Source organism: Streptomyces sp. 4F14 (assembly GCF_048159485.1).
Lineage (GTDB): Bacteria > Actinomycetota > Actinomycetes > Streptomycetales > Streptomycetaceae > Streptomyces.
On sequence record NZ_JBLRVY010000002.1, the window covers coordinates 248,655 to 273,650 of the forward strand.

Annotated in this window: 22 protein-coding genes; 11 read left to right on the forward strand and 11 right to left on the reverse strand. The window is 70.9% G+C overall.

Annotated elements, in window-relative coordinates; genetic code table 11:
* Positions 1 to 121: 121 nt before the first annotated feature.
* From ACLZOT_RS03420 to ACLZOT_RS03440, 5 genes are all read left to right on the forward strand, one after another.
* Positions 122 to 550 carry a TraR/DksA family transcriptional regulator gene (locus tag ACLZOT_RS03420; RefSeq protein WP_416967175.1) on the forward strand — a complete coding sequence of 143 codons (429 nt, stop codon included), beginning with the start codon at positions 122 to 124 and terminating at the stop codon, positions 548 to 550.
* A 148-nt stretch (positions 551 to 698) separates the two neighbouring features.
* Positions 699 to 1,244, forward strand: coding sequence for a signal peptidase II (lspA, locus tag ACLZOT_RS03425; RefSeq protein ID WP_416967176.1), 546 nt, complete (start codon positions 699 to 701; stop codon positions 1,242 to 1,244).
* A gap of 12 nt (positions 1,245 to 1,256) precedes the next feature.
* The gene (locus tag ACLZOT_RS03430) at positions 1,257 to 2,201 is read left to right on the forward strand and encodes an RluA family pseudouridine synthase (protein ID WP_416967177.1); all 945 of its coding nucleotides are present in this window, start codon (positions 1,257 to 1,259) and stop codon (positions 2,199 to 2,201) included.
* 71 nt (positions 2,202 to 2,272) lie between these two features.
* On the forward strand, positions 2,273 to 3,859 hold the full coding sequence (locus ACLZOT_RS03435) for a Na+/H+ antiporter (RefSeq protein WP_416967178.1): 1,587 nt from the start codon (positions 2,273 to 2,275) through the stop codon (positions 3,857 to 3,859).
* A gap of 214 nt (positions 3,860 to 4,073) precedes the next feature.
* Positions 4,074 to 4,811 carry an SDR family NAD(P)-dependent oxidoreductase gene (locus ACLZOT_RS03440; RefSeq protein WP_416967179.1) on the forward strand — a complete coding sequence of 246 codons (738 nt, stop codon included), beginning with the start codon at positions 4,074 to 4,076 and terminating at the stop codon, positions 4,809 to 4,811.
* Positions 4,812 to 5,654: 843 nt separating this feature from the next.
* Here ACLZOT_RS03440 and ACLZOT_RS03445 read toward each other — a convergent pair.
* Positions 5,655 to 6,767 carry a mechanosensitive ion channel family protein gene (locus tag ACLZOT_RS03445; RefSeq protein WP_416967180.1) on the reverse strand — a complete coding sequence of 371 codons (1,113 nt, stop codon included), beginning with the start codon at positions 6,765 to 6,767 and terminating at the stop codon, positions 5,655 to 5,657.
* Between the two features lie 85 nt (positions 6,768 to 6,852).
* Here ACLZOT_RS03445 and ACLZOT_RS03450 point away from each other — a divergent pair, with 85 nt between their 5' ends.
* The gene (locus ACLZOT_RS03450) at positions 6,853 to 7,422 is read left to right on the forward strand and encodes a dienelactone hydrolase family protein (protein WP_416967181.1); all 570 of its coding nucleotides are present in this window, start codon (positions 6,853 to 6,855) and stop codon (positions 7,420 to 7,422) included.
* Between the two features lie 4 nt (positions 7,423 to 7,426).
* Here the strand turns inward: ACLZOT_RS03450 and ACLZOT_RS03455 are convergent, their stop codons facing one another.
* From ACLZOT_RS03455 to ACLZOT_RS03475, 5 genes are all read right to left on the reverse strand, one after another.
* Complete coding sequence (locus ACLZOT_RS03455; protein ID WP_416967182.1) at positions 7,427 to 7,753, reverse strand: SH3 domain-containing protein; 327 nt, start codon at positions 7,751 to 7,753, stop codon at positions 7,427 to 7,429.
* Positions 7,754 to 7,852: 99 nt separating this feature from the next.
* Complete coding sequence (locus ACLZOT_RS03460) at positions 7,853 to 9,511, reverse strand: alkaline phosphatase D family protein (protein WP_416967183.1); 1,659 nt, start codon at positions 9,509 to 9,511, stop codon at positions 7,853 to 7,855.
* A 97-nt stretch (positions 9,512 to 9,608) separates the two neighbouring features.
* On the reverse strand, positions 9,609 to 10,418 hold the full coding sequence (locus tag ACLZOT_RS03465) for a thioredoxin domain-containing protein (protein WP_416967184.1): 810 nt from the start codon (positions 10,416 to 10,418) through the stop codon (positions 9,609 to 9,611).
* Between the two features lie 59 nt (positions 10,419 to 10,477).
* Positions 10,478 to 11,167: a hypothetical protein gene (locus ACLZOT_RS03470; RefSeq protein WP_416967185.1), complete on the reverse strand. Its 690-nt coding sequence runs from the start codon at positions 11,165 to 11,167 to the stop codon at positions 10,478 to 10,480.
* 88 nt (positions 11,168 to 11,255) lie between these two features.
* Complete coding sequence (locus ACLZOT_RS03475) at positions 11,256 to 12,581, reverse strand: DUF2252 domain-containing protein (protein ID WP_416967186.1); 1,326 nt, start codon at positions 12,579 to 12,581, stop codon at positions 11,256 to 11,258.
* 207 nt (positions 12,582 to 12,788) lie between these two features.
* Between ACLZOT_RS03475 and dnaE the strand changes: the two genes are divergently transcribed.
* Entirely contained in the window at positions 12,789 to 16,328 is a 3,540-nt protein-coding gene (gene dnaE / locus ACLZOT_RS03480) for a DNA polymerase III subunit alpha (protein WP_416967187.1), read from the forward strand.
* 76 nt (positions 16,329 to 16,404) lie between these two features.
* On the opposite strand, the gene ACLZOT_RS03485 is transcribed toward dnaE, so the two are convergent.
* Positions 16,405 to 16,569, reverse strand: coding sequence for a hypothetical protein (locus ACLZOT_RS03485; protein WP_416967188.1), 165 nt, complete (start codon positions 16,567 to 16,569; stop codon positions 16,405 to 16,407).
* 224 nt (positions 16,570 to 16,793) lie between these two features.
* Here ACLZOT_RS03485 and ACLZOT_RS03490 point away from each other — a divergent pair, with 224 nt between their 5' ends.
* From ACLZOT_RS03490 to ACLZOT_RS03505, 4 genes are all read left to right on the forward strand, one after another.
* Positions 16,794 to 17,984: an NYN domain-containing protein gene (locus tag ACLZOT_RS03490; RefSeq protein ID WP_416967189.1), complete on the forward strand. Its 1,191-nt coding sequence runs from the start codon at positions 16,794 to 16,796 to the stop codon at positions 17,982 to 17,984.
* Between the two features lie 96 nt (positions 17,985 to 18,080).
* A complete protein-coding gene (locus ACLZOT_RS03495) occupies positions 18,081 to 19,055 on the forward strand; it encodes an ABC transporter ATP-binding protein (protein WP_416967426.1) in 975 nt (324 codons plus the stop codon).
* Between the two features lie 97 nt (positions 19,056 to 19,152).
* Positions 19,153 to 19,974 carry an ABC transporter permease gene (locus ACLZOT_RS03500; RefSeq protein ID WP_416967190.1) on the forward strand — a complete coding sequence of 274 codons (822 nt, stop codon included), beginning with the start codon at positions 19,153 to 19,155 and terminating at the stop codon, positions 19,972 to 19,974.
* 82 nt (positions 19,975 to 20,056) lie between these two features.
* Entirely contained in the window at positions 20,057 to 20,707 is a 651-nt protein-coding gene (locus ACLZOT_RS03505) for a DUF2567 domain-containing protein (protein ID WP_416967191.1), read from the forward strand.
* Between the two features lie 233 nt (positions 20,708 to 20,940).
* Here ACLZOT_RS03505 and ybaK read toward each other — a convergent pair whose 3' ends face one another.
* The 4 genes from ybaK to ACLZOT_RS03525 all read right to left on the reverse strand — a co-directional run bounded on the left by ybaK (position 20,941) and on the right by ACLZOT_RS03525 (position 24,985).
* Positions 20,941 to 21,438 (reverse strand): Cys-tRNA(Pro) deacylase, encoded by a 498-nt coding sequence (gene ybaK / locus ACLZOT_RS03510; protein ID WP_416967192.1) that lies wholly within the window; start codon positions 21,436 to 21,438, stop codon positions 20,941 to 20,943.
* A gap of 8 nt (positions 21,439 to 21,446) precedes the next feature.
* Complete coding sequence (locus ACLZOT_RS03515) at positions 21,447 to 22,184, reverse strand: LON peptidase substrate-binding domain-containing protein (protein WP_416967193.1); 738 nt, start codon at positions 22,182 to 22,184, stop codon at positions 21,447 to 21,449.
* An 11-nt stretch (positions 22,185 to 22,195) separates the two neighbouring features.
* Positions 22,196 to 23,227: a hypothetical protein gene (locus ACLZOT_RS03520; protein ID WP_416967194.1), complete on the reverse strand. Its 1,032-nt coding sequence runs from the start codon at positions 23,225 to 23,227 to the stop codon at positions 22,196 to 22,198.
* Between the two features lie 183 nt (positions 23,228 to 23,410).
* Complete coding sequence (locus ACLZOT_RS03525) at positions 23,411 to 24,985, reverse strand: oxidoreductase (protein ID WP_416967427.1); 1,575 nt, start codon at positions 24,983 to 24,985, stop codon at positions 23,411 to 23,413.
* Positions 24,986 to 24,996: the final 11 nt, after the last annotated feature.

Here is a 24,996-nt window from a genome sequence, read left to right on the forward strand (position 1 = left end):
GCCGAACGGAATTCCCGGGGGGTGCCGCGGGTGGTTCGACCTGTTGCCGACCGGGTGAAGTCGATTTATCGTCCCAGCACGATTCGCGTGCAAGATCACGGTATGTGAAGGGGCCGCGGCCATGGTGGCGAAGAACAGGAAGAGTGCGGGTACGACTGCGCTGGCTGTACGGGAGGGGGAGGAGCCGTGGACCCCGGAGGAGGTGGCCGAGGCGCGGGCCGAGCTGATGTCCGAGGTCATGCGGCTGCGGTCGGAGATCGACGCGTCCGAAGGGGCGCTGGCCGGGCTCATGCGGGATTCCGGGGACGGGGCGGGGGACGACCAGGCCGATACCGGGACGAAGAACATCACGCGGGAGCATGAGATGGCGCTCACTGCCAATGCGCGGGAGATGGTGGAGCAGAGTGAGCGGGCGCTGGAGCGGCTCGATGCGGGGACCTACGGTCTGTGCGAGAGCTGCGGGCGGGCTATCGGGAAGGCTCGGATGCAGGCGTTTCCGCGGGCGACGTTGTGTGTGGAGTGCAAGCAGAAGCAGGAGCGGCGCTACTGAAGGGGGCGGCGGGGTTCGTTGGCGGGTGCGGCGCCGTCGTGGTTGCTCGCGCAGTTCCCCGCGCCCCTAGAGACGGGGCGCTAGCGCGCCCCTGTCTCCAGGGGTGTCGTACCCTCGTCCTCACTGGTACCTAGGTCGAGGGACACACGTGGCAGAGGTGGAGCGCGTCATCGATACGTCGGAGGTCCCCGAGGAGGAGGCGCCTCGGGGGAAGCGGCGGGTCGCCGTGTTGTTCGCGGTGGCCGTCGTCGCTTACGCGCTCGATCTCGTCAGTAAGGTCATTGTTGTTGCCAAGCTGGAGCATCATGCCCCTGTCGAGCTGATCGGGGACTGGCTCAAGCTGGACGCGATCCGTAATCCGGGGGCCGCGTTCAGCTTCGGGGAAGCGTTCACCGTGATCTTCACGGTGATCGCCGCGACCGTGATCGTCGTCATCGTGCGGCTGGCCCGGAAGCTGTACAGCCTGCCGTGGGCCGTCGCGCTCGGGCTGCTGCTCGGCGGGGCGCTCGGGAACCTCACCGACCGGATCTTCCGCTCGCCCGGGATCTTCGAGGGCGCCGTCGTCGACTTCATCGCGCCCAAGCACTTCGCCGTGTTCAATCTCGCCGACTCCGCGATCGTCTGCGGAGGCATTCTGATCGTCCTCCTGTCGTTCAAGGGACTGGACCCGGACGGGACCGTCCACAAGGACTGACATACTCGACGGGTGAGCACGATTCCCGAGATCCGCACCCTGCCCGTGCCCGACGGCCTGGAGGGCGAGCGCGTCGACGCCGCCATCTCCCGCATGTTCGGCTTCTCCCGCACCAAGGCCGCCGAGCTGGCGGCGGCGGGGAAGGTCTCGGTCGACGGCTCGGTGGTCGGCAAGTCGGAGCGCGTGCACGGCGGCGCCTGGCTGGAGGTCGAGATGCCACAGGCCCCCGCACCGGTGCAGATCGTCGCCGAGCCGGTCGAGGGCATGGAGATCGTGTACGACGACGACGACATCGTCGTGATCGTGAAGCCCGTCGGCGTCGCCGCCCACCCCTCCCCGGGCTGGACCGGGACGACCGTCATCGGGGGGCTGGCCGCCGCCGGCTACCGCATCTCCACCTCCGGCGCCGCCGAACGCCAGGGCATCGTGCACCGGCTCGACGTCGGTACGTCCGGGCTGATGGTCGTCGCCAAGTCGGAGCGGGCGTACACCTCGCTGAAGCGGCAGTTCAAGGAACGCGTCGTCGACAAGCGCTACCACACCCTCGTCCAGGGCCACCCCGACCCGACGAGCGGCACCATCGACGCGCCCATCGGCCGTCACCCCCAGCACGACTACAAGTGGGCCGTCACCGCCGACGGCAAGGCGTCCGTCACCCACTACGACCTCATCGAGGCGTTCCGCGCGGCCTCCCTGCTCGACATCAAGCTGGAGACCGGGCGCACGCATCAGATCCGCGTCCACATGTCGGCCCACCGGCACCCCTGCGTCGGCGACCTCACGTACGGCGCCGACCCCACGCTCTCCAAGCGGCTGCGGCTGACCCGGCAGTGGCTGCACGCCGTCCGCCTCGGCTTCGAGCACCCCGGGGACGGGGAGTGGGTCGAGTTCTCCAGCGACTACCCCGCGGACCTCCAGCTCGCGCTGGACCTGGTCCGGGAGGAGACGTACGGGTGAGCTGAACTGTCCGGGACGGCGTGCGAGGCTTGTTCTTGATCGGTTCTGTCTAGAACGCCGGAGCGCCTGTCGTGGATCAGTTGGCCCTCTTGTTCGTCCTGCTGCTCGGGGCCGTGATCAGTGTGCCCGTCGGGGACCGGTTCGGGCTGCCGGCTCCCGTGCTGATGACGCTCCTCGGGATCCTGCTCGCCGTCGCCGACTTCGTCCCCAACGTCGACATCCCGCCCGGGCTGATCCTGCCCGTGCTGCTGCCGCCCCTGCTGTACGCGGCCGTGCGGCGGACCTCCTGGCGGCAGTTCGCCGCGAACAAGCGGCCCATCTTCCTGCTCGCCGTCGCACTCGTCTTCGTCACGACGTTCTCCGTCGCCGCCGTCGCCCACAGCGTCGTGCCCGGGCTGTCCGTCGCCGCCGCCGTCGCGCTCGGGGCGCTCGTGGCGCCGCCCGATCCCGTCGCCGCGACCGCCGTCGCCGGGCAGCTCGGGCTGCCGCGGCGGCTCGTCTCCATCCTTGAGGGGGAGGGGCTGTTCAACGACGTCACCGCGATCGTGCTGTACCACGTCGCCATCGCGGCCGTCGTCAGCGGGGAGTTCCACGCGGGGGAGGCCGTCCTGCAGTTCGTGCTCTCCGCCGTCGTCGCCCTCGTGGTGGGGGTCGCGCTCGGGTGGGGGGCCAACAAACTGCTCGAACTGCTGGGGGACGCGACCCTGCAGATCAGTCTGACGTTGCTGGTGCCGTTCGCCGCGTACGTGCTGGCCGAGGAGTTGCACGGGTCCGGGGTGCTGGCCGTGCTGACCTGTGCGTTGTTCCTCGCGGAGTATGCCGCCGACCCCGATGACGTCGTCAGCCGGCTTGCCGGGCACGCCTTCTGGGACATCGTCGACACGCTCGTCACCGGGGTGGCCTTCGGGCTGATCGGGCTTGAGCTGCACAACGCGATCCGGACGGCTTCCGGGCGGTGGGGGGAGATGCTCGGGTGGGCCGCCGTCGTCGCTGCCGTCGTCATCGGGGTGCGGTTGCTGTGGCTGCTTCCCGCGGGGTGGCTGGCTCGGAAGATGCATGCCCTGCGGGATGTCGACGAGGAGATTCCCATGAGCTGGCGGGAGACCGTCGTCATGTGGTGGTCCGGGATGCGGGGGGTGGCGTCCGTCGCGCTGGCCCTGGCCATTCCCCTGCACGTCGACGACGGGTCAGCCTTTCCCGCTCGGGACGAGATCGTCTTCATCGCCTTCGGGGTCATCATGACCACCCTCGTGCTTCAGGGGCTGACCTTGCCCTGGATCGTTCGGCGGCTCGGGGTGCGGGCCGATACCGAGCGGGAGAAGGAGTACGAGCGGGAGCTTGCGGTGCGGGCCGCCAGAGCCGCCAAGCGGAGGTTGCGGGAGATCGAGGAGGTCGAGGAGTTGCCGGAGGAGGTGTCCGAGCAATTGTTGCGGCGGGCCTTTGAGATCGGGGTGCGGATTTCTCCCCATATTGCCGAGGATGAGCGGAGGGAGGGGCATGAGCAGCGGGTGCGGAGGTTGAAGCGGGTTCGGCGGATTCAGGGGGAGATGATGAGTGCGGCTCGGCATGAGGTGTTGGCCGCGCGGAGTGAGACGGGGGCGGATCCGGAGATTGTGGATCGGGTGTTGCGGCAGCTGGATGTGCGCAGCTTGCGGTGATGCCGGGGGCTTTCCCACCCCGCCCGCCCGTTTCCGGTTCGTTGAGGGGTGGGCGTTTCCTGTGGGGGTGATCGCCGTTGGCGGGGGTCGGGTGAGTGGTGGGGCGGGAGGGGGTGGGGGCTGGTGTTGTGTGCGGGGTGCCGGTTCGTTGTGGCTTGTCGCGCCGTTCCTCGCGCCCCTGAAGGGGGCTGGGGTGGTCTGTAGGGTTTGGGGTATGACTCGGAATGTTGTGATCAGTGGTGGGGGAACCGGGATCGGGCTTGCTGTGGCTCGGTTGTTTGCTGCGGGTGGGGATCGGGTTTTGTTGGTGGGGCGGCGGAGAGAGGTGTTGGAGCGGGCTGGGGTGCCGGGGGCTGTTGTGTGTGCCGGGGATATCAGTGGTGTTGAAGGGGTTCGGGGTGTTGTTCGGGTTGTGGATGAGGAGTTTGGGGGTGTTGATGTTCTTGTGCATGGTGCCGGTGGGAATGGGGGGCTTGAGCCTTCTAGTGGGAGTTCTGATCCGTTGGAGGTCGTCTCTCATGAATGGGGGGTTAATTTTCGGAGTAATACCTTGAGTGCCGTTCTGCTTACCGAGGCGCTCAAAGAGCGGATCTCCTCGCCCGGGCGGGTTCTGTTCGTCAGCTCCATCGCCGCTTTCCGGGGGTCCGGGAGTGGGGCTTATGCCGCTTCCAAGGCCGCGCTTCATCCCTACGCCCACGACCTCGCCCGGCAGCTCGGGCCCCGCGGGATCACCGTCAATGTCGTCGCGCCCGGGTATGTCGAGGACACGGAGTTCTTCGGGGGGCCGGTGGCCGAGGAGCGGCGGGAGCGGTTGATCGGCGAGACGTCCAACGGGCGGGCGGGGACGCCGGGGGATGTGGCGGAGACGCTGCACTGGTTGGCGTCGGCTGGGGCGGGGCATGTGACGTCGCAGGTGGTGCAGGTCAATGGGGGTGCGGAGCGGGGGCATTAGGGGTGGGGGGTGTACGGGGGGGCTGGGCTCCGTGTTCTTGCCGGGCACTCCGTACTTCCGCCTCGCGTCCCGGGCCCAGCGCGTCCGCGTTGCGTTTCGCGCTTCCGCCCGGCGCCCCTGCTTCGCGTCCCGCTTGCTGCCCGGCGTCCTGCGTTCCCGGCCGGTGTTTCCGCGCTCTGCGGGCCTGTCCCGCCTTACGTTTCGCGTTTCTGCCTTGAGTCAGCGCTTCTGCTCAGCCGTCCCGCGTCGCTGCCCTAGCGCTTCCGCCGCCCGGCGGCTCCGTGCTCCTGCCCGGTGCCTCGCGCTCCCGTCCCGCGCTTGCGTGGACTCGCCCGGCGCTTCCGTCGGGTGCCCCGCGTCTCGCGTTTCTGCCTGGCGCTCCGCGTTCCGCGCCGGGGCCCGTGTTCCTGCCCAGCGCACCCGCGTTTCCGGTTCCTCGTTCAGCTCCCGCCCGGCGCTCAGCGTTCCCGCTTCGTACCTCGCGTTCCTGCCCGGCGCTTCGTGCTTGCGGCTCCACGCCTCGCGCTCCCGAAGAGGGTGGCCCCGCGTTCCATCCCCGCGTCTTTGCCCGGTGCTCCGTGTTCCCTGCTCGCCGCCCCCGCGTTCCTGCCGTGCGGCTAGTGTTCCTACTCCGTGCTTGGCGCTCCTGCTTGGGGTGCCCCGCCTCCCCACCCGGCGCCTTGCGCTTCCGCTCGCGCCTCGCGCTCCCCCTTCGAGCCCAGCCTCCTCGCCGGGCGCTCTGCGCTTCCGCCCCGATCCGCTCCGGTCCCGGCTCGCCAGGCTCCCCGCGCCCCCCGCCTTCCCGCCCCGCCGACCCCGTCGTACCCCGCTGCCGCCGGAGCCTCAACCCCGCTGGGCGTGCGGCGGCGGTTCATGAGCCCGGCGTGGTGGGGTGCCGTCCGGGCGGGGGGTTGTTGGGGGGAGGGTGGCGTCTGCTGTGTTGACTCGGGGGAGGGCGTAGGGGTGGTGGGTGCAGAGCCAGGTGAGCATTTGTTCGCGGACGGTGACGCGGAGTTTCCAGATGTCGTCCGCGTCCTTGGCTGTCAGGAGGGCTCGGATCTCGATCGTGTTGGGGGTGGAGTCCGTTACGGAGATGTCGTACGCGCGGCCGTCCCAGGCGTCGCAGGCGCGGAGGATGTCCTGGAGGTGGGTGCGCATGGCGGGGATCGGGGCGGAGTGGTCCAGCTGCCAGAAGACCGTGCCGGTCAGTTGCGCGCCGCCCCTCGACCAGTTCTCGAAGGGTTTGGACGTGAAGTAGGAGACCGGCATCGTGAGCCGGCGTTCGTCCCAGGTGCGGACGGTCAGGTACGTGAGGGTGATGTCCTCGACCGTGCCCCATTCGCCGTCGACGACGACGGTGTCACCGAGGCGGACCATGTCGCCGAAGGCGATCTGGAACCCGGCGAACATGTTGCTGAGGGTCGACTGCGCGGCGACGCCCGCGACGATGCCGATGATGCCGGCGGAGGCCAGCAGGGAGGCCCCGGCCGCTCGCATCGCGGGGAACGTGAGGAGCATCGCGGCGATCGCGACGACCCCGACGACGGCCGCGACGACCCGCATGATGAGGGAGACCTGCGTACGTACCCGGCGGACGCGCGCGGGGTCGCGGTGGGCGCGGGAGCTGGCGTACCGGGTGAAGGTCGTCTCGACGACCGCGGCGGCGATGCGGACGATCAGCCAGGCCGCGGAGCCGATGAGGATGAGCGTGAGGGTGCGGCCGATGCCGACGCGGTGTTCCTGGAGGAGGTCCGCCCGGTCGTAGGAGCCTCTGAGCAGCGCGGCGCACAGCAGCGCCTGGTAGGGGACGCGGCCTCGGCGCAGGAGGCCCCACAGGGGCGTTTCGGAGTGGCGGGCGTCGGCCTTGCGCAGGAGGCGGTCGGTGGCCCAGCCGATCAGCAGGGTGAGGGCGAGGGAGCCGCCGACGACGATCACGGGGCGGAGCAGGTTCTCCATACTGTCGAACGTAACCGCTCAGGGGCGGCCGTGAACATGGGGGCCGTGAGGCTCCTGTGCAGGGCGTGGCTGGCACCATGAGGGCATGAACATCATGCTCTTTCACTCGACCTACGGCCTCAGGCCCGCCGTGCAGGACGCCGCCGGGCGGCTGCGGGCGGCCGGGCACGTGGTGTGGACGCCGGACCTGTTCGAGGGGCGGACGTTCGAGGACGTCGAGGAGGGGATGGAGTTCAAGGAGACCGTGGGGAAGGAGGAGCTCCTGAAGCGGGCCGTCCTCGCCGCCGCCCCCTACTCGGAGCGCGGCCTCGTCTACGCCGGCTTCTCCCTGGGCGCCTCGGTCGCCCAGACCCTCGCGCTGGGCGACGAGAAGGCGCGCGGCCTGCTCCTGCTGCACGGCACCTCGGACATCGCGCCGAACGCGTCCGTGGACGAGCTGCCCGTACAGCTCCATGTCGCCTCGCCGGACCCGTTCGAGACGGACGACTGGCTGAACTCCTGGTATCTCCAGATGCGGCGGGTCGGCGCCGACGTGGAGGTCCACCGGTACACCGGGGCCGGCCACCTCTACACCGACCCCGGGCTCCCGGACTACGACGAGGAGGCCGCCGAGGCCACCTGGCGAGTGGTCCTCGGCTTCCTCGACACCCTCTAGACCCTCAGAAGCATTCCTTCGGCGGGTGGACCAGGGACGGGAAGTGCCCGGACCAAACCCACGCGGTGGGCTGCGAGTCGTAGATGCGGTACCAGAGGTTCCCGGACGGCGTCTGGGTGGTCGAGCACTGGATCCGCAGGGTCGTCCCGCGCGGCTCGGTGCGGTACCGCGTCGACGACGAGGACGGCTGGGAGTAGATGGGCGACGCCTCGGCCGTCGTCAGGTTGACGAAGGCCGGGGCGGCGTGGGCGGTGGTCGCGGAGAGTCCGGCGAGCGCCAGCGCGGAGCCGAACACAGCGGACTTGGTCAGGACGCCACGCAACGTGGTCATGTCTATCCCCCGTTTGGATATTCGGTGATCAGTCGTCAACGACCGTAGTCCGCTTGGGTGTTCGAGAAGGTCAATGGCTGCCAAACGATCGGTCAAGCACTACACGGGGTCGTAGGTCCGCTCGACCCGCTGGCTCCCGGTGAGCGTGCGGTAGGACCGCGACCACGCGGACGTCGCGTTCTGCTTCGTCTTGTCGGAGAGCGTGTAGTAGTCCATCTGCGCGCGGGTGGGCGTGATGTCGAGTACGCCGTAGCCGTGCCGGTCGGTGTCGACCCAGTGGACGTGCCGGTTGGCGGCGCGGATGACCGGCGAGGCCAGCGCGGAGATGACGCCCTCGGGGGCGTTCGTGAGGTCGTCGAGGTTGTCGGAGGTGACCGACGTGACGACGAACTCGGTGGCCGCGGACGGGGAGAGCGGGTAGGTGCCGGCGTCCACGGGGACGTCGTTGGCCCACGCCATGTGGATGTCGCCGGTGAGGAAGACCGTGTTGGAGATGGCGTTCGTCCTGAGGTGGGCGAGGAGTTCGCGCCGGTCGTCGGTGTAGCCGTCCCACTGGTCGGTGTTGAGGGCGAGCCCCTCCTCGGGCAGGCCGAGGAGCTTGGCCAGCGGCTTGAAGATGTCGGCGGCGAGGGAGCCGATCGCGAACGGCGAGATCATCACCGAGTTCCCGACGAGCTTCCAGGTCGTGTCGGAGGACTTCAACCCGGCCTTCAGCCAGTCCAGTTGGGCGCGTCCGGTGATGGTGCGCGCGGGGTCGTCGACCGAGCCGTTGCCGACCTTGACCTGCTGGGAGCGGAAGGACCGCAGGTCGAGCAGGGAGAGGTCGGCGAGTTTCCCGAACCGCAGCCGCCGGTAGGTGGTCCCGGCGAGGGCGGGCCGTACCGGCATCCACTCGAAGTACGCCTGCTTGGCGGCGGCCTGACGGTTCGCCCAGGTGCCCTCGGCGCCCTCCGTGTGGTTCTCGGCGCCGCCGGACCAGGAGTCGTTGGCGAACTCGTGGTCGTCCCAGATCGCGATGACCGGCGCCTTGGCGTGCAGGGCCCGCAGGTCGGCGTCCGTCTTGTAGTTGCCGTGCCGGGCGCGGTAGTCGGCGAGGGTGGTGATCTCGTGGGCGGGGACGTGCGGGCGGATCACCTTGCCGCGGGTGCCGTACTGGCCGGTGCCGTACTCGTAGATGTAGTCCCCGAGGTGCAGCCAGGCGTCGAGGTCGTTCCTCGTGGCGAGGTGGCGGTACGACGCGAAGTAGCCGGCCTCCCAGTTCGCGCAGGAGACCACGCCGAAGCGGAGGTTCGCGACGGACGCTTCGGCCGCCGGGGCCGTGCGGGTGCGCGCGACGGGGGAGTCCGTGCCGCCCGCCGAGAAGCGGAACCAGTAGTCGGTGGCCGGGGCGAGGCCGCGGACGTCCGCCTTGACGGTGTGGTCGGAGGCGGCGGTGGCGGTGACGGTGCCCTTCGCGGCGATGTCCGTGAGGGCCTTGTCGCGGGCTATCACCCACTCGACCGGCGTGTCCGGGCCGAGCCCCGAGCCGGGGAGCGCCTCCGGGACGGGCGTCACCCGGGTCCACAGCAGGACGCCGTCGGGCAGGGGGTCGCCGGAGGCGAGGCCGTGCAGGAAGGCCGGGGCGGTTTCGGAGGCGGCGCGCGCGGGCAGGGCGGCGGCCAGCGGGCCCGCCAGGACGGCGGTCGCCGCCGCGGCCTTGACGACCGTACGGCGGCGCGGGGTGAGGGGCTCGTGGGTGGCTCTTCGCGGTGTGGTCACGAACCCTCAGGTTACTGATCGGTATGAACGCCGGCGGGCGAACTGGTGAAGTCCGCCCGCCAGTTGTCCGCCCGCCAGTCGTTCACCCGGCCGGGGTTCAGCCCTTGATCGCCGCGTCGACCACCTTGTTGAAGTCCTCCACCGTCAGCAGCGGCGTGCCGTTGTTGAGCTGCTTGCCGTCCATGACGAAGGCGGGCGTGCCCTGGACGCCTTCCTTGTTGTCGTCGAAGGTCTTGGACATGGCCATCGCCCAGGCGTCGTACGTGCCCTTCTTGACGGCGTCCTGGAACTTCGCGTTGCCCTTGAGCGCCGGGACCGTGTCGGCTATCTCGATGAGGTAGCTGTCGTTCTTGAACTTGTCGTTCGTCTCGTCCGGGTGCCACTTCGTCGAGTACATCGCGGTCTTGTACTCAAGGAACGCCTCGGGGCTGACGTTCAGAGCCGCGCCGAGCGCGCTGAGCGCGTTCTTGGAGCCCTCACCGTTGTCCTTGTTGTCGATGAAGGTGGCACCGCTGTACTGGAACTTGAACTTCCCGTCGTCGATGTCCTTCTTGACGGTCGCCCCGACGGTCTGCTCGAACTGGGCGCAGACCGGGCAGCGCGGGTCCTCGTAGATCTTGAGGGTCTTCTTCGCGGTGTCCTTGCCGATGACGACGGTCGTGCCGTCCTTGCCGGTGGTGTTGGCCGGGGCGACGACCGTGTCGTCCTTCACGGCCTCCCAGTGGGTCGGCTTGTTGGCCTGGATCACCGCGTAGCTGATCCCGCCGGCCGCCGCCAGCACCGCCAGCGCCGAGACACCGACGATGACCTGCCGCTTGACCTTGTCCTTCTTCGCCTGCCGCTCGCGCTCCTGGCGCAGCCGCTCGCGCGCCGCGCTCTTCGCCGCCTGACTGTTGCGCTTGCTCATGCCGGTGTTCTCCCTGGGGAAAGTGGGTACGGGGGGTGTCGCGTCGCGTGCCTGACAGGTCAGGCGCAGGCGGCGAGCGGCGGACCCCTGCGTCCCAGGGAGTGGACGAGGAGCAGGTCACGGACGGCGGCCGTACGGCGCGTCGCGCGCGGCAGGCGGCCGGAACCGGTCTCGGGGCGGGGGCGGTACGTCACGGCGGCCACCGCGAGCAGCAGCGGCCGGAACGTCGTCACCGCGGCGGCCCGCAGCAGCTGGGCCAGTGCCCGTTCGCCCCGGCGCAGCCAGGCGGCGGCGACCAGGCCGACGCTCACGTGCGCCGCGAGCAGCCCCCACGCGGTCGCCGGGTCGGCGTGCGCGAGCAGCGCCGGGACCTGGCCGGAGCCGGTGACACGGGCGAGGGGGGTGCCGAACGCGGTGCCGTCGCCGCACAGGACGTTCCAGCCGACCGAGCGCAGCGGGCCGGTGACCGGGCCGCCGGCCGGGCCGTAGCAGACGTGCTGGCCGGTCGTGAAGACCGTGTCGGCCGCCAGCTCCAGCGGGACCAGCAGGGCGGCGATCCTGCCGAAGCCGCGTTCGCGGCCCGCGAGGAGGTAGGCGAGGACGAACACGGCCGCCGCGATCAGCGCGACCGTGTTCAGCGGCAGGGGGGCCCGGGACAGCAGGACGTGCGACGCGGTGCTGAGCGTCACGACGAGTGCCGTGAACAGCGTCGCGCGGACGGCTCTGAAGCGGGTCCCGGATATGTCCATAACACCGGCAGTGTGACACGGTCCGCCGTAAGGGACCCCTAAAAGCTGCCTGTGAACGGCCTCGGGGTCCCTGTGCGTGACCTCTTCGTCACAGCCCCGGGATCCGCCCGTTGCGGAACAGGTCGACGAAGATCTGGTGGTCCTGGCGCGCGCGGGCGCCGTAACTGTGCGCGAAGTCCACCAGGAGCGGCGCGAAGCCCTCCTCGTCGGCCGCGAGCGCCGCGTCGATGGCCCGCTCCGTGGAGAACGGCACCAGCGACTCGCCCGAGGTGTCGTCCGCCGCCGCGTGCATCGTCGCCGTCGCCCGCCCGAGGTCCGCCACGACCGCCGCGATCTCCTCCGGGTCGTCGATGTCACCCCAGTCCAGGTCCACCGCGTACGGCGACACCTCGGCGACGAGCTGGCCCGCGCCGTCCAGCTCGGTCCAGCCCAGCCACGGGTCCGCGTGCGCCTGGAGGGCGCGCTGGGAGATGACCGTGCGGTGGCCCTCGTGCTGGAAGTACTCCCGGATCTCGCGGTCCGTGATGTGCCGGGAGACGGCCGGGGTCTGGGCCTGCTTGATGTAGATCACGACGTCGTTCTCCAGGGCGTCGCTGTGCCCCTCCAGGAGGATGTTGTACGACGGCAGCCCCGCCGAGCCGATGCCGATGCCCCGGCGCCCGACGACGTCCTTCACGCGGTAGGAGTCCGGGCGGGCCAGCGAGGAGTCCGGGAGGGTCTCCAGATAGCCGTCGAAGGCGGCCAGCACCTTGTAGCGCGTCGCCGCGTCCAGCTCGATGGAGCCGCCGCCCGGCGCGAAGCGGCGCTCGAAGTCACGGATCTCCGTCATCGACTCCAGGAGGCCGAAACGGGTCAGCGAGCGGGCGTCCCTGAGCGCGTCCAGGAGCGGGCCCTCGGCGGTGTCCAGCGTGAACGGCGGCACCTCGTCACGCTTCGCGCCCGTCGCCAGCGCGTGGATCCGCTCGCGGTACGCGCCCGCGTAGACGCCGACCAGCTCGCCGATCTGCTCGTCGCTCAGCGCCTTCGCGTACCCGATGAGGGCGATGGAGGCGGCGAAGCGCTTGAGGTCCCAGGTGAAGGGGCCGACGTACGCCTCGTCGAAGTCGTTGACGTTGAAGATCAGGCGGCCCGTCGCGTCCATGTACGTGCCGAAGTTCTCCGCGTGCAGGTCGCCGTGGATCCACACGCGCGCGGTGCGGTCGTCCAGGAAGGGGCCGCCGTGCTTCTCGCTGTCCAGGTCGTGGTAGAAGAGAGCGGCCGTCCCCCGGTAGAACGCGAACGCGGAAGCCGCCATCTTGCGGAACTTCACGCGGAACGCGGCCGGGTCGGCGGCCAGGAGCTCGCCGAACGCGGTGTCGAAGACGGCGAGGATCTCCTCGCCGCGCTGCTCGTCGTTGAGCCGGTTGACCGACATCGCCGGGTGCCTCCTGGTGCGTACGTGTTCGACAGTGTTTCTGCCGACTCCAACGGGCGGGTCCCCCGATTAGTGCCCGCCAGTGAAGGTACGCGGGGGAGCCCTCCGAGTGTCAGTGCCGAGGCTTAGACTTCACGCCGACCCCCCGATCACTCAGCCACCACGTCGTCACCCGTTTCCCCGCCGGTTTCTTCAGGAGGCCAAGCCGTGTCAAAGCCGCCGTTCACGCACCTGCACGTCCACACCCAGTACTCGCTGCTGGACGGTGCCGCGCGGCTCAAGGACATGTTCAACGCGTGCAACGAGATGGGCATGACCCACATCGCGATGTCCGACCACGGCAACCTCCACGGGGCGTACGACTTCTTCCACACCGCGAAGAAGTCGGGCATCACCCCGATCATCGGCATCGAGGCGTACGTCGCCCCCGAGTCCCGGCGCAACAAGCGCAAGATCCAGTGGGGCCAGCCGCACCAGAAGCGCGACGACGTCTCCGGCTCCGGCGGGTACACGCACAAGACGATGTGGGCCGTGAACAAGACGGGCCTGCACAACCTCTTCCGCCTCTCCTCCGACGCGTACGCGGAGGGCTGGCTCCAGAAGTGGCCCCGGATGGACAAGGAGACGATCTCCCAGTGGTCCGAGGGGATCGTCGCCTCCACCGGCTGCCCCTCCGGCGAGCTTCAGACCCGCCTGCGCCTCGGCCAGTACGACGAGGCACTCAAGGCGGCCGCCGACTACCAGGACATCTTCGGCAAGGACCGCTACTTCCTGGAGCTGATGGACCACGGCATCGAGATCGAGCACCGGGTCCGCGACGGCCTCCTGGAGATCGGCAAGAAGCTCGGCATCCCGCCCCTGGTGACGAACGACTCGCACTACACGTACGCGCACGAGGCGACCGCCCACGACGCCCTGCTCTGCATCCAGACCGGCAAGAACCTCTCCGACCCGGACCGCTTCAAGTTCGACGGCACCGGCTACTACCTCAAGTCCACCGACGAGATGTACGCCGTCGACTCCTCCGACGCCTGGCAGGAGGGCTGCGCCAACACCCTCCTGATCGCCGAGATGGTCGACACGGACGGCATGTTCGAGGCCAAGAACCTCATGCCGAAGTTCGACATCCCCGAGGGCTACACCGAGGTCACCTGGTTCCGCGAGGAGACCATGGCCGGGATGCGCCGCCGCTTCCCGAACGGGATCCCGGACGACCGCATGAAGCAGGTCGAGTACGAGATGGACACCATCATCTCGATGGGCTTCCCCGGCTACTTCCTCGTCGTCGCCGACTTCATCATGTGGGCCAAGAGCCAGGGCATCGCGGTCGGCCCCGGCCGAGGCTCCGCGGCCGGCTCGATCGTCGCGTACGCCATGGGCATCACCGACCTCGACCCCATCCCGCACGGCCTGATCTTCGAGCGGTTCCTCAACCCCGAGCGCATCTCCATGCCGGACGTCGACATCGACTTCGACGAGCGCCGGCGCGTCGAGGTCATCCGGTACGTGACCGAGAAGTACGGCTCCGACAAGGTCGCCATGATCGGCACCTACGGCAAGATCAAGGCCAAGAACGCCATCAAGGACTCCGCGCGCGTCCTCGGCTACCCGTACGCGATGGGCGACCGCCTCACCAAGGCCATGCCCGCCGACGTCCTCGGCAAGGGCATCGACCTCGACGGCATCACCAACCCCTCCCACCCGCGCTACAACGAGGCCGGCGAGATCCGGGGGATGTACGAGAACGAGCCGGACGTCAAGAAGGTCATCGACACCGCCAAGGGCGTCGAGGGCCTGGTCCGGCAGATGGGCGTGCACGCCGCCGGCGTCATCATGTCCAGCGAACCCATCGTCGACCACGCGCCGATCTGGGTCCGGCACACCGACGGCGTCACCATCACGCAGTGGGACTACCCGCAGTGCGAGTCGCTCGGCCTGCTCAAGATGGACTTCCTGGGCCTGCGCAACCTGACGATCATGGACGACGCCGTCAAGATGGTGAAGTCCAACAAGGGGATCGACCTCGATCTCCTCGCGCTCCCGCTGGACGACCCGAAGACCTTCGAACTCCTCCAGCGCGGCGACACGCTCGGCGTGTTCCAGTTCGACGGCGGGCCCATGCGGTCGTTGCTGCGGCTGATGAAGCCCGACAACTTCGAAGACATCTCCGCCGTCTCCGCGCTCTACCGTCCCGGCCCGATGGGCATGGACTCGCACACGAACTACGCGCTGCGCAAGAACAAGCTCCAGGAGATCACCCCGATCCACCCGGAGCTGGAGGGCCCCCTCGAAGAGGTCCTCGCCGTCACCTACGGCCTGATCGTCTACCAGGAGCAGGTGCAGAAGGCCGCGCAGATCATCGCCGGGTACTCGCTCGGCGAGGCCGACATCCTGCGCCGCGTGATGGGCAAGAAGAAGCCCGAGGAACTCGCCAAGAACTTCACCATCTTCCAGGCGGGCGCCCAGAAGAACGGCTACAGCGACGAGGCGATCCAGGCGCTGTGGGACGTCCTGGTCCCGTTCGCCGGGTACGCGTTCAACAAGGCGCACTCCGCCGCGTACGGGCTCGTCTCCTACTGGACCGCCTACCTCAAGGCCAACCACCCCGCCGAGTACATGGCCGGGCTGCTCACCTCCGTCAAGGACGACAAGGACAAGTCGGCCGTCTACCTCAACGAATGCCGGCGCATGGGCATCAAGGTGCTGCCGCCGGACGTCAACGAGTCGGTGCACAACTTCGCCGCCCAGGGTGACGACGTGATCCTCTTCGGGCTGGAGGCCGTCCGCAACGTCGGCACCAACGTCGTCGAGTCGATCATCCGCAGCCGCAAGGCCAAGGGGAAGTACGCCTCCTTCCCCGACTACCTCGACAAGGTCGAGGCCGTCGCCTGCAACAAGCGGACCACCGAGTCGCTGATCAAGGCCGGCGCGTTCGACTCCCTCGGGCACACGCGCAAGGGGCTCACCGCGCACTTCGACACGATGATCGACAACGTGGTCGCGGTGAAGCGCAAGGAGGCCGAGGGACAGTTCGACCTGTTCGGCGGGATGGGCGAGGAGGACAACAACGAGCCCGGGTTCGGGCTCGACGTCGAGTTCACCACCGACGAGTGGGAGAAGACGTACCTGCTCGCGCAGGAGCGCGAGATGCTCGGGCTGTACGTCTCCGACCATCCGCTGTTCGGTCTTGAGCACGTGCTGTCCGACAAGGCCGACGCGGGGATCGCGCAGCTGACCGGTGGTGAGCACGCCGACGGGGCCGTCGTGACGATCGGCGGGATCATCTCCGGGCTCCAGCGCAAGATGACCAAGCAGGGCAACGCCTGGGCCATCGCGACCGTCGAGGATCTCGCCGGGTCCATCGAGTGCATGTTCTTCCCGGCGACCTACCAGCTCATCTCCACGCAGCTCGTCGAGGACGCGGTCGTGTTCGTCAAGGGGCGGCTGGACAAGCGGGAGGACGTGCCGCGGCTGGTCGCGATGGAGCTGGCTGTGCCGGATCTGTCCAACGCGGGGACCAACGCGCCGGTGATTCTGACGATTCCGGCGACCCGGGTGACGCCGCCGATGGTGAGCCGGCTCAACGAGATCCTCACGCATCACCGGGGGGACAGCGAGGTGCGGATCCGGTTGCAGGGGCCGACGAAGACGACGGTCCTGCGGCTGGACCGGCATCGGGTGAAGCCGGATCCGGCGCTGTTCGGTGATCTGAAGGTGCTGCTGGGGCCGGCCTGCCTTGCGGGGTAGGGGGTATTGACGTAGCAGAGGGGCGCATCCCGCACGGGATGCGCCCCTCTTTGTGTCACTGCTCCAGTTGCTCGCCTCAGTTGTGGCCGAAGCGGCGTTCGCGGTGTTTGCGGGCCATGTCCATCGGGCTTGCCGTGGTGGCTCGCTTCGCTTCTGCCTCCATCGCCGACTGCTGGGCCTGCTGCTGGCCGCGTTCCGCCTGGGAAGCCTGCGCGCGGTTCTGTTTCTTGTTCTTGGCCATGGGGATCTGCCTCCTGCGGGGATTTAGGGGCCAGGGCCGGAATCAGACTCACATGGCTGGAGATGAGCCGCATTTCGGATCATCGCCCTGTGTGACCAAGGGGTCGGAGGGGGCAATGTCCCCAAACGCCACGCCGAAGATCGAGTTCCGGCCGTTAACCCTCGCGAGGTCGGGCAGACTCGAAGGAAGCCCGAAGCACAACTCCCGGGAAGAGGGTGAGTCGCGTGGACCGCTGCATCGTCCTGGTGGACGCCGGGTATCTGCTCGGGGCCGCCGCCAGTCTCCTCGCCGGCGAGCCCTCGCGCTCCCGTATCACCGTCGATCACAGCGCACTCGTACAGGGCCTGCGAGAACAGGCCGAGTCCGATACGCAGCGGCCCCTGCTGCGCATCTACTGGTTCGACGGCGCCCCCGACCGCGTCCCCCAGCCCGAGCACCGGCGCCTGCGCGTCATGCCCCGGGTCACCGTCCGGCTGGGCGCGCTGACCCGCAGCGACGGACGCTGGGCGCAGAAGGGCGTCGACGCCGCGATGCACGCCGAGCTGACCGAGCTGGCCCGCAACCGCGCCTGCTCGGACATCGTGCTGGTGACCGGCGACGGCGACCTGCTGCCGGGGATGATGGCCGCCAAGGAGCACGGCGTCGCCGTACACCTGTGGGCCGTGCAGGCCGCCGACGGGGACTACAACCAGTCCGAGGACCTCGTCGCCGAGGCCGACGAGCGGCGGGTGCTGGACCGGACCTGGATCACCAAGGCCGTCCGCGCGAAGGAGCACGGCGGGGTGTGCGCGCCGCCGCCCGTGCCGCGCCCGGAGATCGCGGCGATCCTCGCGGCCCCCCTGCCGGACGCGCCGCGCCCGCCCGCCCCCGAGCCCCACGAGCACGCGTCCGCCGACGCCAACGGCGCCTCGGACCGCGTCCCCGCCCCCAAGGGCATCCCCACCCCGAAGGACCTCGCCGCCCTGCGCGCCTCCGGCGACAAGCCGGCGCCCGCCCCGAACGCCACCCTGCGCTGGTCCTCCGACAAGGGCTGGGTCGACCGGCCCGCCGCCGAACCCCCCGAGGCCGCCGCGATGCCGACGCTCGCGCAGCTCACCACCGCCGAGCAGCGCTGGGCGGACCGGGAGGAGGACATCACGACCGTCGGCGGCGACCCGTACGAGGTCGGACAGGTGTTCGCGCGGCGCTGGATCGCCCGCCTCGGTGACCAGAGTCACCTTCCGAAACTGTCCGGAATGTATCCCCGTGTCCCGCACCGCATCGACGGCGAGCTGCTGCGCTACGCCGCCCGGTTCGGGCTCCTCGCGCACAAGGACGACCAGATCGACGAGCACGACCGGTACGCGATCCGGGCCGGATTCTGGCGCGAGATCGACGCCAGGACCGGCGTCGAGCACGCGCCGGCGGCCGACTGAGCGGCGCCCCGGACACGGACGGGGCCCGCCGACCCCGTACGCTCTCCCCTTGTGAGTACGCGCGCGGCACCGGCAGTCCGGCACACGGAGGACGTCGTGTGTGCCGTGCGCGGGCTGACCAAGACCTATCGGGCGGTGCGCGGCAGGCGCGGGGCGCCCGGCACGCCCGAGGTGCGGGCCACGGACGACGTCTGCCTCGACATCCGCCGCGGTGAGATCTTCGGACTGCTCGGCCCCAACGGCGCCGGCAAGTCCACCCTCGTACGGCAGCTCACCGGGCTGATGCGGCCCGACTCCGGCAGCGTCGAGATCCTCGGGCACGACATCGTGCGCCATCCCGAGCGGGCCGCGCGGCTCCTCGCGTACCTCGGGCAGGAGTCGACCGCGCTCGACGAACTCACCGTCTCCCTCGCCGCCGAGACCACCGCGCGGCTGCGCGGACTGGACGTGCGCGAGGCGCGGGCCGAGCGGGACGCCGTCCTCGACGAGCTGGGGCTCACCGCGCTCGCCGGGCGGCCGTTGCGCAAGCTGTCCGGAGGGCAGCGGCGGCTCGCCTGTTTCGCGACCGCGCTCGTGGGGGAGCGGCGGCTGCTGGTCCTCGACGAGCCGACCACCGGCATGGACCCCGTCGCCCGGCGTGCCGTCTGGTCCGCCGTCGACCGGCGGCGGGCCGAACGCGGGACGACCGTCCTGCTCGTCACCCACAACGTCATCGAGGCCGAGACCGTCCTCGACCGGGTCGCCGTCCTCGACCGGGGCCGCGTCATCGCCTGCGACACGCCCACCGGGCTGAAGGAGCAGGTCGCCGGAGAGGTACGGGTCGACCTCGTGTGGCGGGAGAAGGCGCCGCTGGACGTCCCCGAGGTCGCCGCGCTGCGCGAGCGGGCCGTCGAGTCCGGGCGGCGCTGGACGCTGCGGCTCGCGCCCGAGGAGGCCCGGGCCGTCGTGTCGACCGTCACCGGCGGGGCCGCGTTCGCCGCGCTCGACGACTTCACGCTGGCCACGCCGAACCTGGAGGACGTCTACCTCGCGCTGGGCGGGGACGCCGGGCAGGGGCTGGTGAAGGCATGAAGGGCCCTTTTGGCGTCCTGTGTGACGGGATGAGTTTTTCGGGCGCCGGATCCGTACGGGACGGGGTCGGGGCCCTGGAGAAGAGGAGCAGCGCCACGTGAGTGTCGTACCCGCCGGGGTTCTGCCGGGGAGTGTGCGCAGGGCGGAGCGAGGAGGGCCCGAGGCCGCCGAGCTCGGGCCTCGCGCCCGGCTGTGGCCCTCCCTGGTCGCCGTCTACCGCGCGCAGCTCTCGCGCGCGCGGGTGGCGCGGATTCCGCTGCTCTTCGTCGCGACGTTCCAGTCGGTCGGGATCCTCATCATGATGCGGGGGGTCGTCGACGGGGGCAGCGAGGCGGAGGCGGTCGTCGCCGGGTCCGCCGTGCTCGTCGTCGCCTTCGTCGCGCTGAACCTGCTCGCCCAGTACTTCGGGCAGCTGCGGGCGAGCGGCGGGCTGGACCACTACGCCACGCTGCCCGTGCCGCCCGCCGCGGTGGTGCTGGGGGCGGCCGGCGCGTACGCCTCGTTCACCGTGCCGGGGACCGTGGTGACCGCCGTCTTCGGGTGCGTGCTGTTCGGGCTGCCGTTCACCCATCTGTGGGTGCTCGTCGCGGTGATCCCACTGGCCGGGGCCGCGCTGTCCGGGCTGGGGGCGGCCCTCGGGCTGCTCGCGCCCCGGCCCGAGCTGGCGACCGTCATGGGGCAGCTCGGGATGTCCGCGGCGCTGCTGCTGGGGGTGCTGCCGCCGGACCGGATGCCGGAGGCGGTGCTGTTCGCGCGGGATCTGCTGCCGTCGACGTACGGGGTGGAGGCGCTCGCGCGGACGTTCGCCGAGCGGCCCGACTGGGGGTATGTGCTGGGGGATCTGGCGGTCTGTGCCGGGGTGGGGGTCGTTTCGCTGGCGGTGGCCACGTGGGCCTATCGGCGGGCCGCGGTCCGATAGGGGCTGGGGGCGGAGCGGGTGGCCGGGGCCCTGAGCGGGCTCCGGTGGGGCGGTGCTCGGGCGGGCCTGGCACGATGTCAGGGTGACCGCTCCGTTGACGCCGCCTCCGCCGCCGCACGAACCGTCCCCGCGGGGGGACTGGCCTCCGCCGCCTCCGGAGGGGTACGGGGAGGTGGCGGGCATGAAGGACCGGACCGAACTGCTGGCCGACCTTCGGGACGGGGCCCTGGTCGCCGTCGGCGTGACCGTGCTGGGCCTGGTGCTCGGGCTGCTCTGGCTGTGGCTGGCACCCCGGGTGCCGCTCGTGGGCGACCAGTCCGACGGGAGCTGGGTCGTCTACCTCAAGGACTCCGAGGGCGAGCAGGCCATCGGGGTCGACGGAACGTTCGCTCTGCTCGCCGCGGCCTTCGGGGCGGTCAGCGCGGTCGCGGTGTTCCTGTGGCGCCGGCGCGGGGGGATCCCCCTCGTCGTCGGGCTGACCGTCGGCGGGGTGCTGGCCTCGGTCGTCGCGTGGAAGCTCGGCGCGTGGCTCGGGCCGACCGGCGACGTCATCGCCCACGCGAAGAGCGCGGGCAAGGGGGTGACGTTCTCGGCGCCGCTGAAGCTGGGGGCCAAGGGGGCGCTGATGGTGTGGTCCATTGTCGGGCTGCTGGTGCATCTGGGGGTGACGGCGCTGTTCGGGCCCCGGGATCCGGAGGTGTACGAGCATCCGTACCTGGCGCCTCCGGCGTAGGGGCGAGGGCCTGGGGGGCTTGGGGCTTGAGGGGCTTGGGCCTGAGGGGTGTGACAGGTCCGCGACAGCCTCGGTGCGGGCGTGGGCGCCGGATGCCCCCGCCCGCGTGGCGTGCCCCTACGCCGGGCGCCTCCCGTGGTTCGCGCGTCGTTTCCTGATCCGCCACTTGCGCTTGCGTGTGCGTTTCGACATGCCCTCTCTGCTTAACGGAGACAGGGCGGCGCGTCGAGAGGTCAGGCGCGGCCGATGGGGGCCAGGACCGCTTCCGTGAGGCTCGCGAGGTCGGTGGGGGAGAGTTCGACCTCCAGGCCGCGCCGGCCCGCGGAGACGCAGATCGTGGGGTGCGCGCCTGCGGACGCGTCGAGGACGGTCGGGAGGCGTTTGCGCTGCCCGAGCGGGGAGATGCCGCCCCGGACGTACCCGGTGGTGCGTTCGGCGAGCGCGGGGTCGGCCATCGCCGCCTTCTTGCCGCCCACGGCCGTGGCGAGCGCCTTGAGGTCGAGGGTGCCCGCGACGGGGACGACGGCGACGGTCAGCGCCCCGTCGACGTCGGCGACGAGCGTCTTGAACACCCGCTCCGGCGACACCCCCATGGCCTCGGCGGCCTCCTCGCCGTAGGAGGGGTGCGCGGGGTCGTGGTCGTAGGCGTGGACGGTGTACGTCACGCCCGCCGCCGTCAGGGCGACGGTCGCGGGCGTCCCGCCGGTCTGTTTCTTCGGCTTCTTCGCCACCGGGGTCCTCAGTTCAGGCTGGTCGGACCGCGGGTCAGGTCCGACGCGGGCAGGGACGGCAGGCCGCGCAGGATCGCCGTCTCGACGCGCAGCAGCTTCAGCTCGTCCCGCAGCCGGGACGCGAAGTCCGGTGCCTGGAGCAGCCGTTGCTTGGTCGGCGTGTCGAGCATCATCGTCGCGGCGACGAGGTACGACACGACGCCGGGCTCGTCGGGCAGCTCACCGGACAGGACGGACAGCTCCCGGGCCCCGGCCAGGCGTTTCTGGTACTGGCGGAAGGCCCGCAGGACGGCTTCGGCGAGCGCCTGAGCCTCCTCGCCGCGGTCTTCGGGCAGCTCCTGAAGTTCGGCGGTCAGGTACGGGCCCGACGCGTCGACGGACAGCAGCCGCACCCGGGTCGTCCCGGTCGCCAGCACTTCGAACGTGCCGTCACCCCGCTCGCGGACGGTCGCCGCGTCGGCGACGCACCCCACGGAGTGGAACGCCTTGAGGGGGTCGGCGCCGAAGCCGGCGAGCGGGCCGCGCCGGGGCTGCGCGGTGGAGTCGGGCATGCCCTGCGCGGCGGGCGCGACCTCGTGGCCGTCGCGGATGGCGACGACGGCGAACCGGCGCGGCTCGTCCTCGGGCGTCTTGAGCAGCGAGCGCATCATCGCGCGATAGCGCTCCTCGAAGACGTTCAGCGGCAGCACGAGCCCCGGGAACAGCACCGAGTTCAGGGGGAAGAGCGGGAGACGGACGGTGGTCACGGAGCGGAAGCCTAATGGTCCGCGCCGGTCGGATGTCCGTCGTGACCGCTCCACGGGCGGACCGGACGGTCGTGGACGATGTCCTCGCGGGCGGCGAGGAAGTGCCCGAGGGGGTCGTCGGAGAACCGGTTCCAGGGGAACGAGGTGACGTACGGGCCGAGCAGCCGCAGCTGTACGAGGGTGTCCTCGCGGCGCCCGAGGCGGGACAGGACGTAGACGAGGCCGTTGCGGACCTCGGCCGCGCGCGAGTCGTCGGCGCCGAGCCGGGCCGACAGGACGATCGCCCGGTCGGCCGCCGCGTCGAGGCGGGCGCGCGGGACCTCGGGGCCGCAGCCGTCCGTCAGGTAGATCATCGCGGCGAGCGCGGGCAGCGTCTGGACGAGGGAGTCGGCGGGCGCGTCCTGGGCCGCGCGGTCGGCGAAGTCGAAGCACTCGGGGTGCGAGCCGTGCCAGGAGAAGGCCAGGTAGCGCAGGGCGGCGACATGGCACCCGAAGTGGTGGGGCGAGCGGCGCACGGCCGCCTCCCACAGCTCGCCGAAGTACTTGTGCCCGGCGCGTGCCCCGCGCGCGTGGTCGAGGGCGATGCGCCACGGCACCGGGTCGCGGTCCCAGCCCTGCGCGGCCGCCGTGATCAGCGGGCTGACCTCGCGCAGCAGCTCGGCGCGGGCGGGGGAGCGCCAGGCGCGGTCCACCGCGAGCTGGGCGGCGACCAGGAGGACGTCCGGGTCGCGCGGGGCGCCCGCCCGCCATGCCTCGAACCACTCGGGCCGTGCGTGCGCGAACGCCGCGAGGCGCTTGACGTACCGGTCGCGGGCCTCCCAGTCGCGCCGTACGCGGGTGCGTGCGAGGAGTGCGGCCGCCGGTCTGTGCTCGCCGCGCCCGGCCGCGACCAGCGCGGGGCCGAGCAGGTCGTCGGGGACGTCGAGCAGCATCTCGTCGTCGGCCGGCAGTCCGGTGACGGCGAGCTGCGGCGCGGCCTTTGGCGCTTTCGGCGCGCGGGCCGGGCGGATGAACGTGGGCAGCAGAGCCATGGTGCCGACCATTGAAAAACGCTGGTCGGCGTTGCGCCAGAGGTAAAGCGCAGCCCATGGAAAGTTGTACGTCCCTGAGTCAAGGGAAGGTAAAAGGTTACCGTTCAGTCGCCACGCGGGGGGCACGGCGTGCGGTTTCCGTGGCCATGAGAGCGCCTGGAGTGTGGATTCCGTGGGGGTTGCGGCGTTCATGTTTCAGTCCCTGCGCAGCATGCGGGTCGCGCCCGCCGCCACCGTCGTCGCCAGGATCCAGCCCAGCAGGATCATCGCGGCCGCCGCCCACTGCCAGGCCCCGTCGAGGCGCCACTGTCCGGCCTGGCCGAGGTCGATCACCGGCAGGAGCAGGTCCAGGGCGAACAGCACCGGGTCCCAGTCCGGGCCGTTCCCGCTCGTGGGGTGGTGCGGGGCGTGGCCGAAGGCGGCCGAGCCCGCCGCCCACAGCACCGCCATCCACACGGCGGCCCGTCCCGGCCGGAATCCGTAGGCCACCGTCCAGTCCTGCGCGTACCCCCACAGCCGGGCGCCCGGCGGGAGCGTCTCGCGGCGTCTGCGCTGCTTGGCGAGGAGGACCTCCCGCGCGTCCTGGTCCTCCCCGCCGGCCCGCAGGACCGCCGCGAGGCGTTCGTACGGCTCCGGCGCGTACTCCGCGGTCGCCGCCGCGACCCACTCCAGGCGGGCGGCGAGCGGGAAGGGGCCGACCGGGACGAGGTTGTCGTACGTGAACCCGGCCATGTGCAGGTGGCCGGGGCCCGGCCAGGCCGTCGCGCGGTCGATCAGGTTGACGACCCGGGCCCCCGACAGGGCGACCGTGCCGCGCGCGGGGCGCTGGCCGAGGAAGCGCAGTTCCGAGGCGTGCAGCCGGCGCAGGGACAGCTCCTGGTCGTCCGTGAGGACGAAGCGCGCGGACCGGAGGTCCACGGCGTCCCCGAACCGTCCGTCGTCCAGCCTGAGGCCGCCCCGGCACTCGAAGCGCTGGATCCGGACGCCCCGCGCGGGCGTCAGCCCCGTCGTCTGCCGGCCGTCCGCCGCCGCCGGGGTCAGGTACAGCGAGCGTTCGACGGTGAGCTGCGGGGCGTTGAGCGCGAACCGGCCCAGCGGGTCGGCGAGGCGGGCTCCGCGCAGGCTCAGGGAGACCCCGACCTTCGCACCGCGCAGGCTCAGCTCGCCGTGGGACTCCAGGAGTTCGGCCTGTACGTCCTGGCCGACCGTCATGCCGTCGGCGACGATCGAGCGCCCGCTGCGGCCCGGGTGCACCACCGCCTGGTTGAGCAGGAGGTCCGTCCCTATGTGCGCGTCGGTCAGGCGGATGCCCTCGGGGAAGCGGCTGCGCGGGAGGTGCAGGTCGCCCTCCGTGTGCACCCGGGCCGCCTCCAGGCGGGGGACCGCGCAGTCCACCAGCCGCAGTGTCGTGAACCGGGCCTCCGGGAGCAGCACCTCCCGGTCGAAGCGGCAGCCGCGCAGTTCGACGTACGGCAGGACCCGGCCGCCGGAGAGGTCCAGCGTGCCGCTGATCCGGACGCCGACCAGCTTCAGCGACGACACCCGGCCCGTCAGCGCCGGCGGGCCGTCCAGCAGGAGCCAGGCCACCACCCTGGCCCGCACCGACCGCCCCTCGCCCCACGGATGGCCGCCGTGCGGGTCGTCCACCTCCGGGTTGCCGCAGCTCAGGTCGTACACCCCGCCGTCCCGGAACGCCTGCCACAGGCCCGCCTCGACCGCCGTCAGATCTCCCGGGAGGTCCCGGACATGCGGCCCTGCCCCCTCGAACACCGCTACCCCTC

Bases quoted from the DNA above. Each gene is read 5' to 3' on its own strand.
- ACLZOT_RS03420 (WP_416967175.1), top strand. From the start codon at position 122: ATGGTGGCGAAGAACAGGAAGAGTGCGGGTACGACTGCGCTGGCTGTA.
- ACLZOT_RS03440 (WP_416967179.1), top strand. From the start codon at position 4,074: ATGACTCGGAATGTTGTGATCAGTGGTGGGGGAACCGGGATCGGGCTT.
- ACLZOT_RS03445 (WP_416967180.1), bottom strand. From the start codon at position 6,767: ATGGAGAACCTGCTCCGCCCCGTGATCGTCGTCGGCGGCTCCCTCGCC.
- ACLZOT_RS03450 (WP_416967181.1), top strand. From the start codon at position 6,853: ATGAACATCATGCTCTTTCACTCGACCTACGGCCTCAGGCCCGCCGTG.
- ACLZOT_RS03455 (WP_416967182.1), bottom strand. From the start codon at position 7,753: ATGACCACGTTGCGTGGCGTCCTGACCAAGTCCGCTGTGTTCGGCTCC.
- ACLZOT_RS03465 (WP_416967184.1), bottom strand. From the start codon at position 10,418: ATGAGCAAGCGCAACAGTCAGGCGGCGAAGAGCGCGGCGCGCGAGCGG.
- ACLZOT_RS03470 (WP_416967185.1), bottom strand. From the start codon at position 11,167: ATGGACATATCCGGGACCCGCTTCAGAGCCGTCCGCGCGACGCTGTTC.
- ACLZOT_RS03475 (WP_416967186.1), bottom strand. From the start codon at position 12,581: ATGTCGGTCAACCGGCTCAACGACGAGCAGCGCGGCGAGGAGATCCTC.
- ACLZOT_RS03485 (WP_416967188.1), bottom strand. From the start codon at position 16,569: ATGGCCAAGAACAAGAAACAGAACCGCGCGCAGGCTTCCCAGGCGGAA.
- ACLZOT_RS03520 (WP_416967194.1), bottom strand. From the start codon at position 23,227: ATGGTCGGCACCATGGCTCTGCTGCCCACGTTCATCCGCCCGGCCCGC.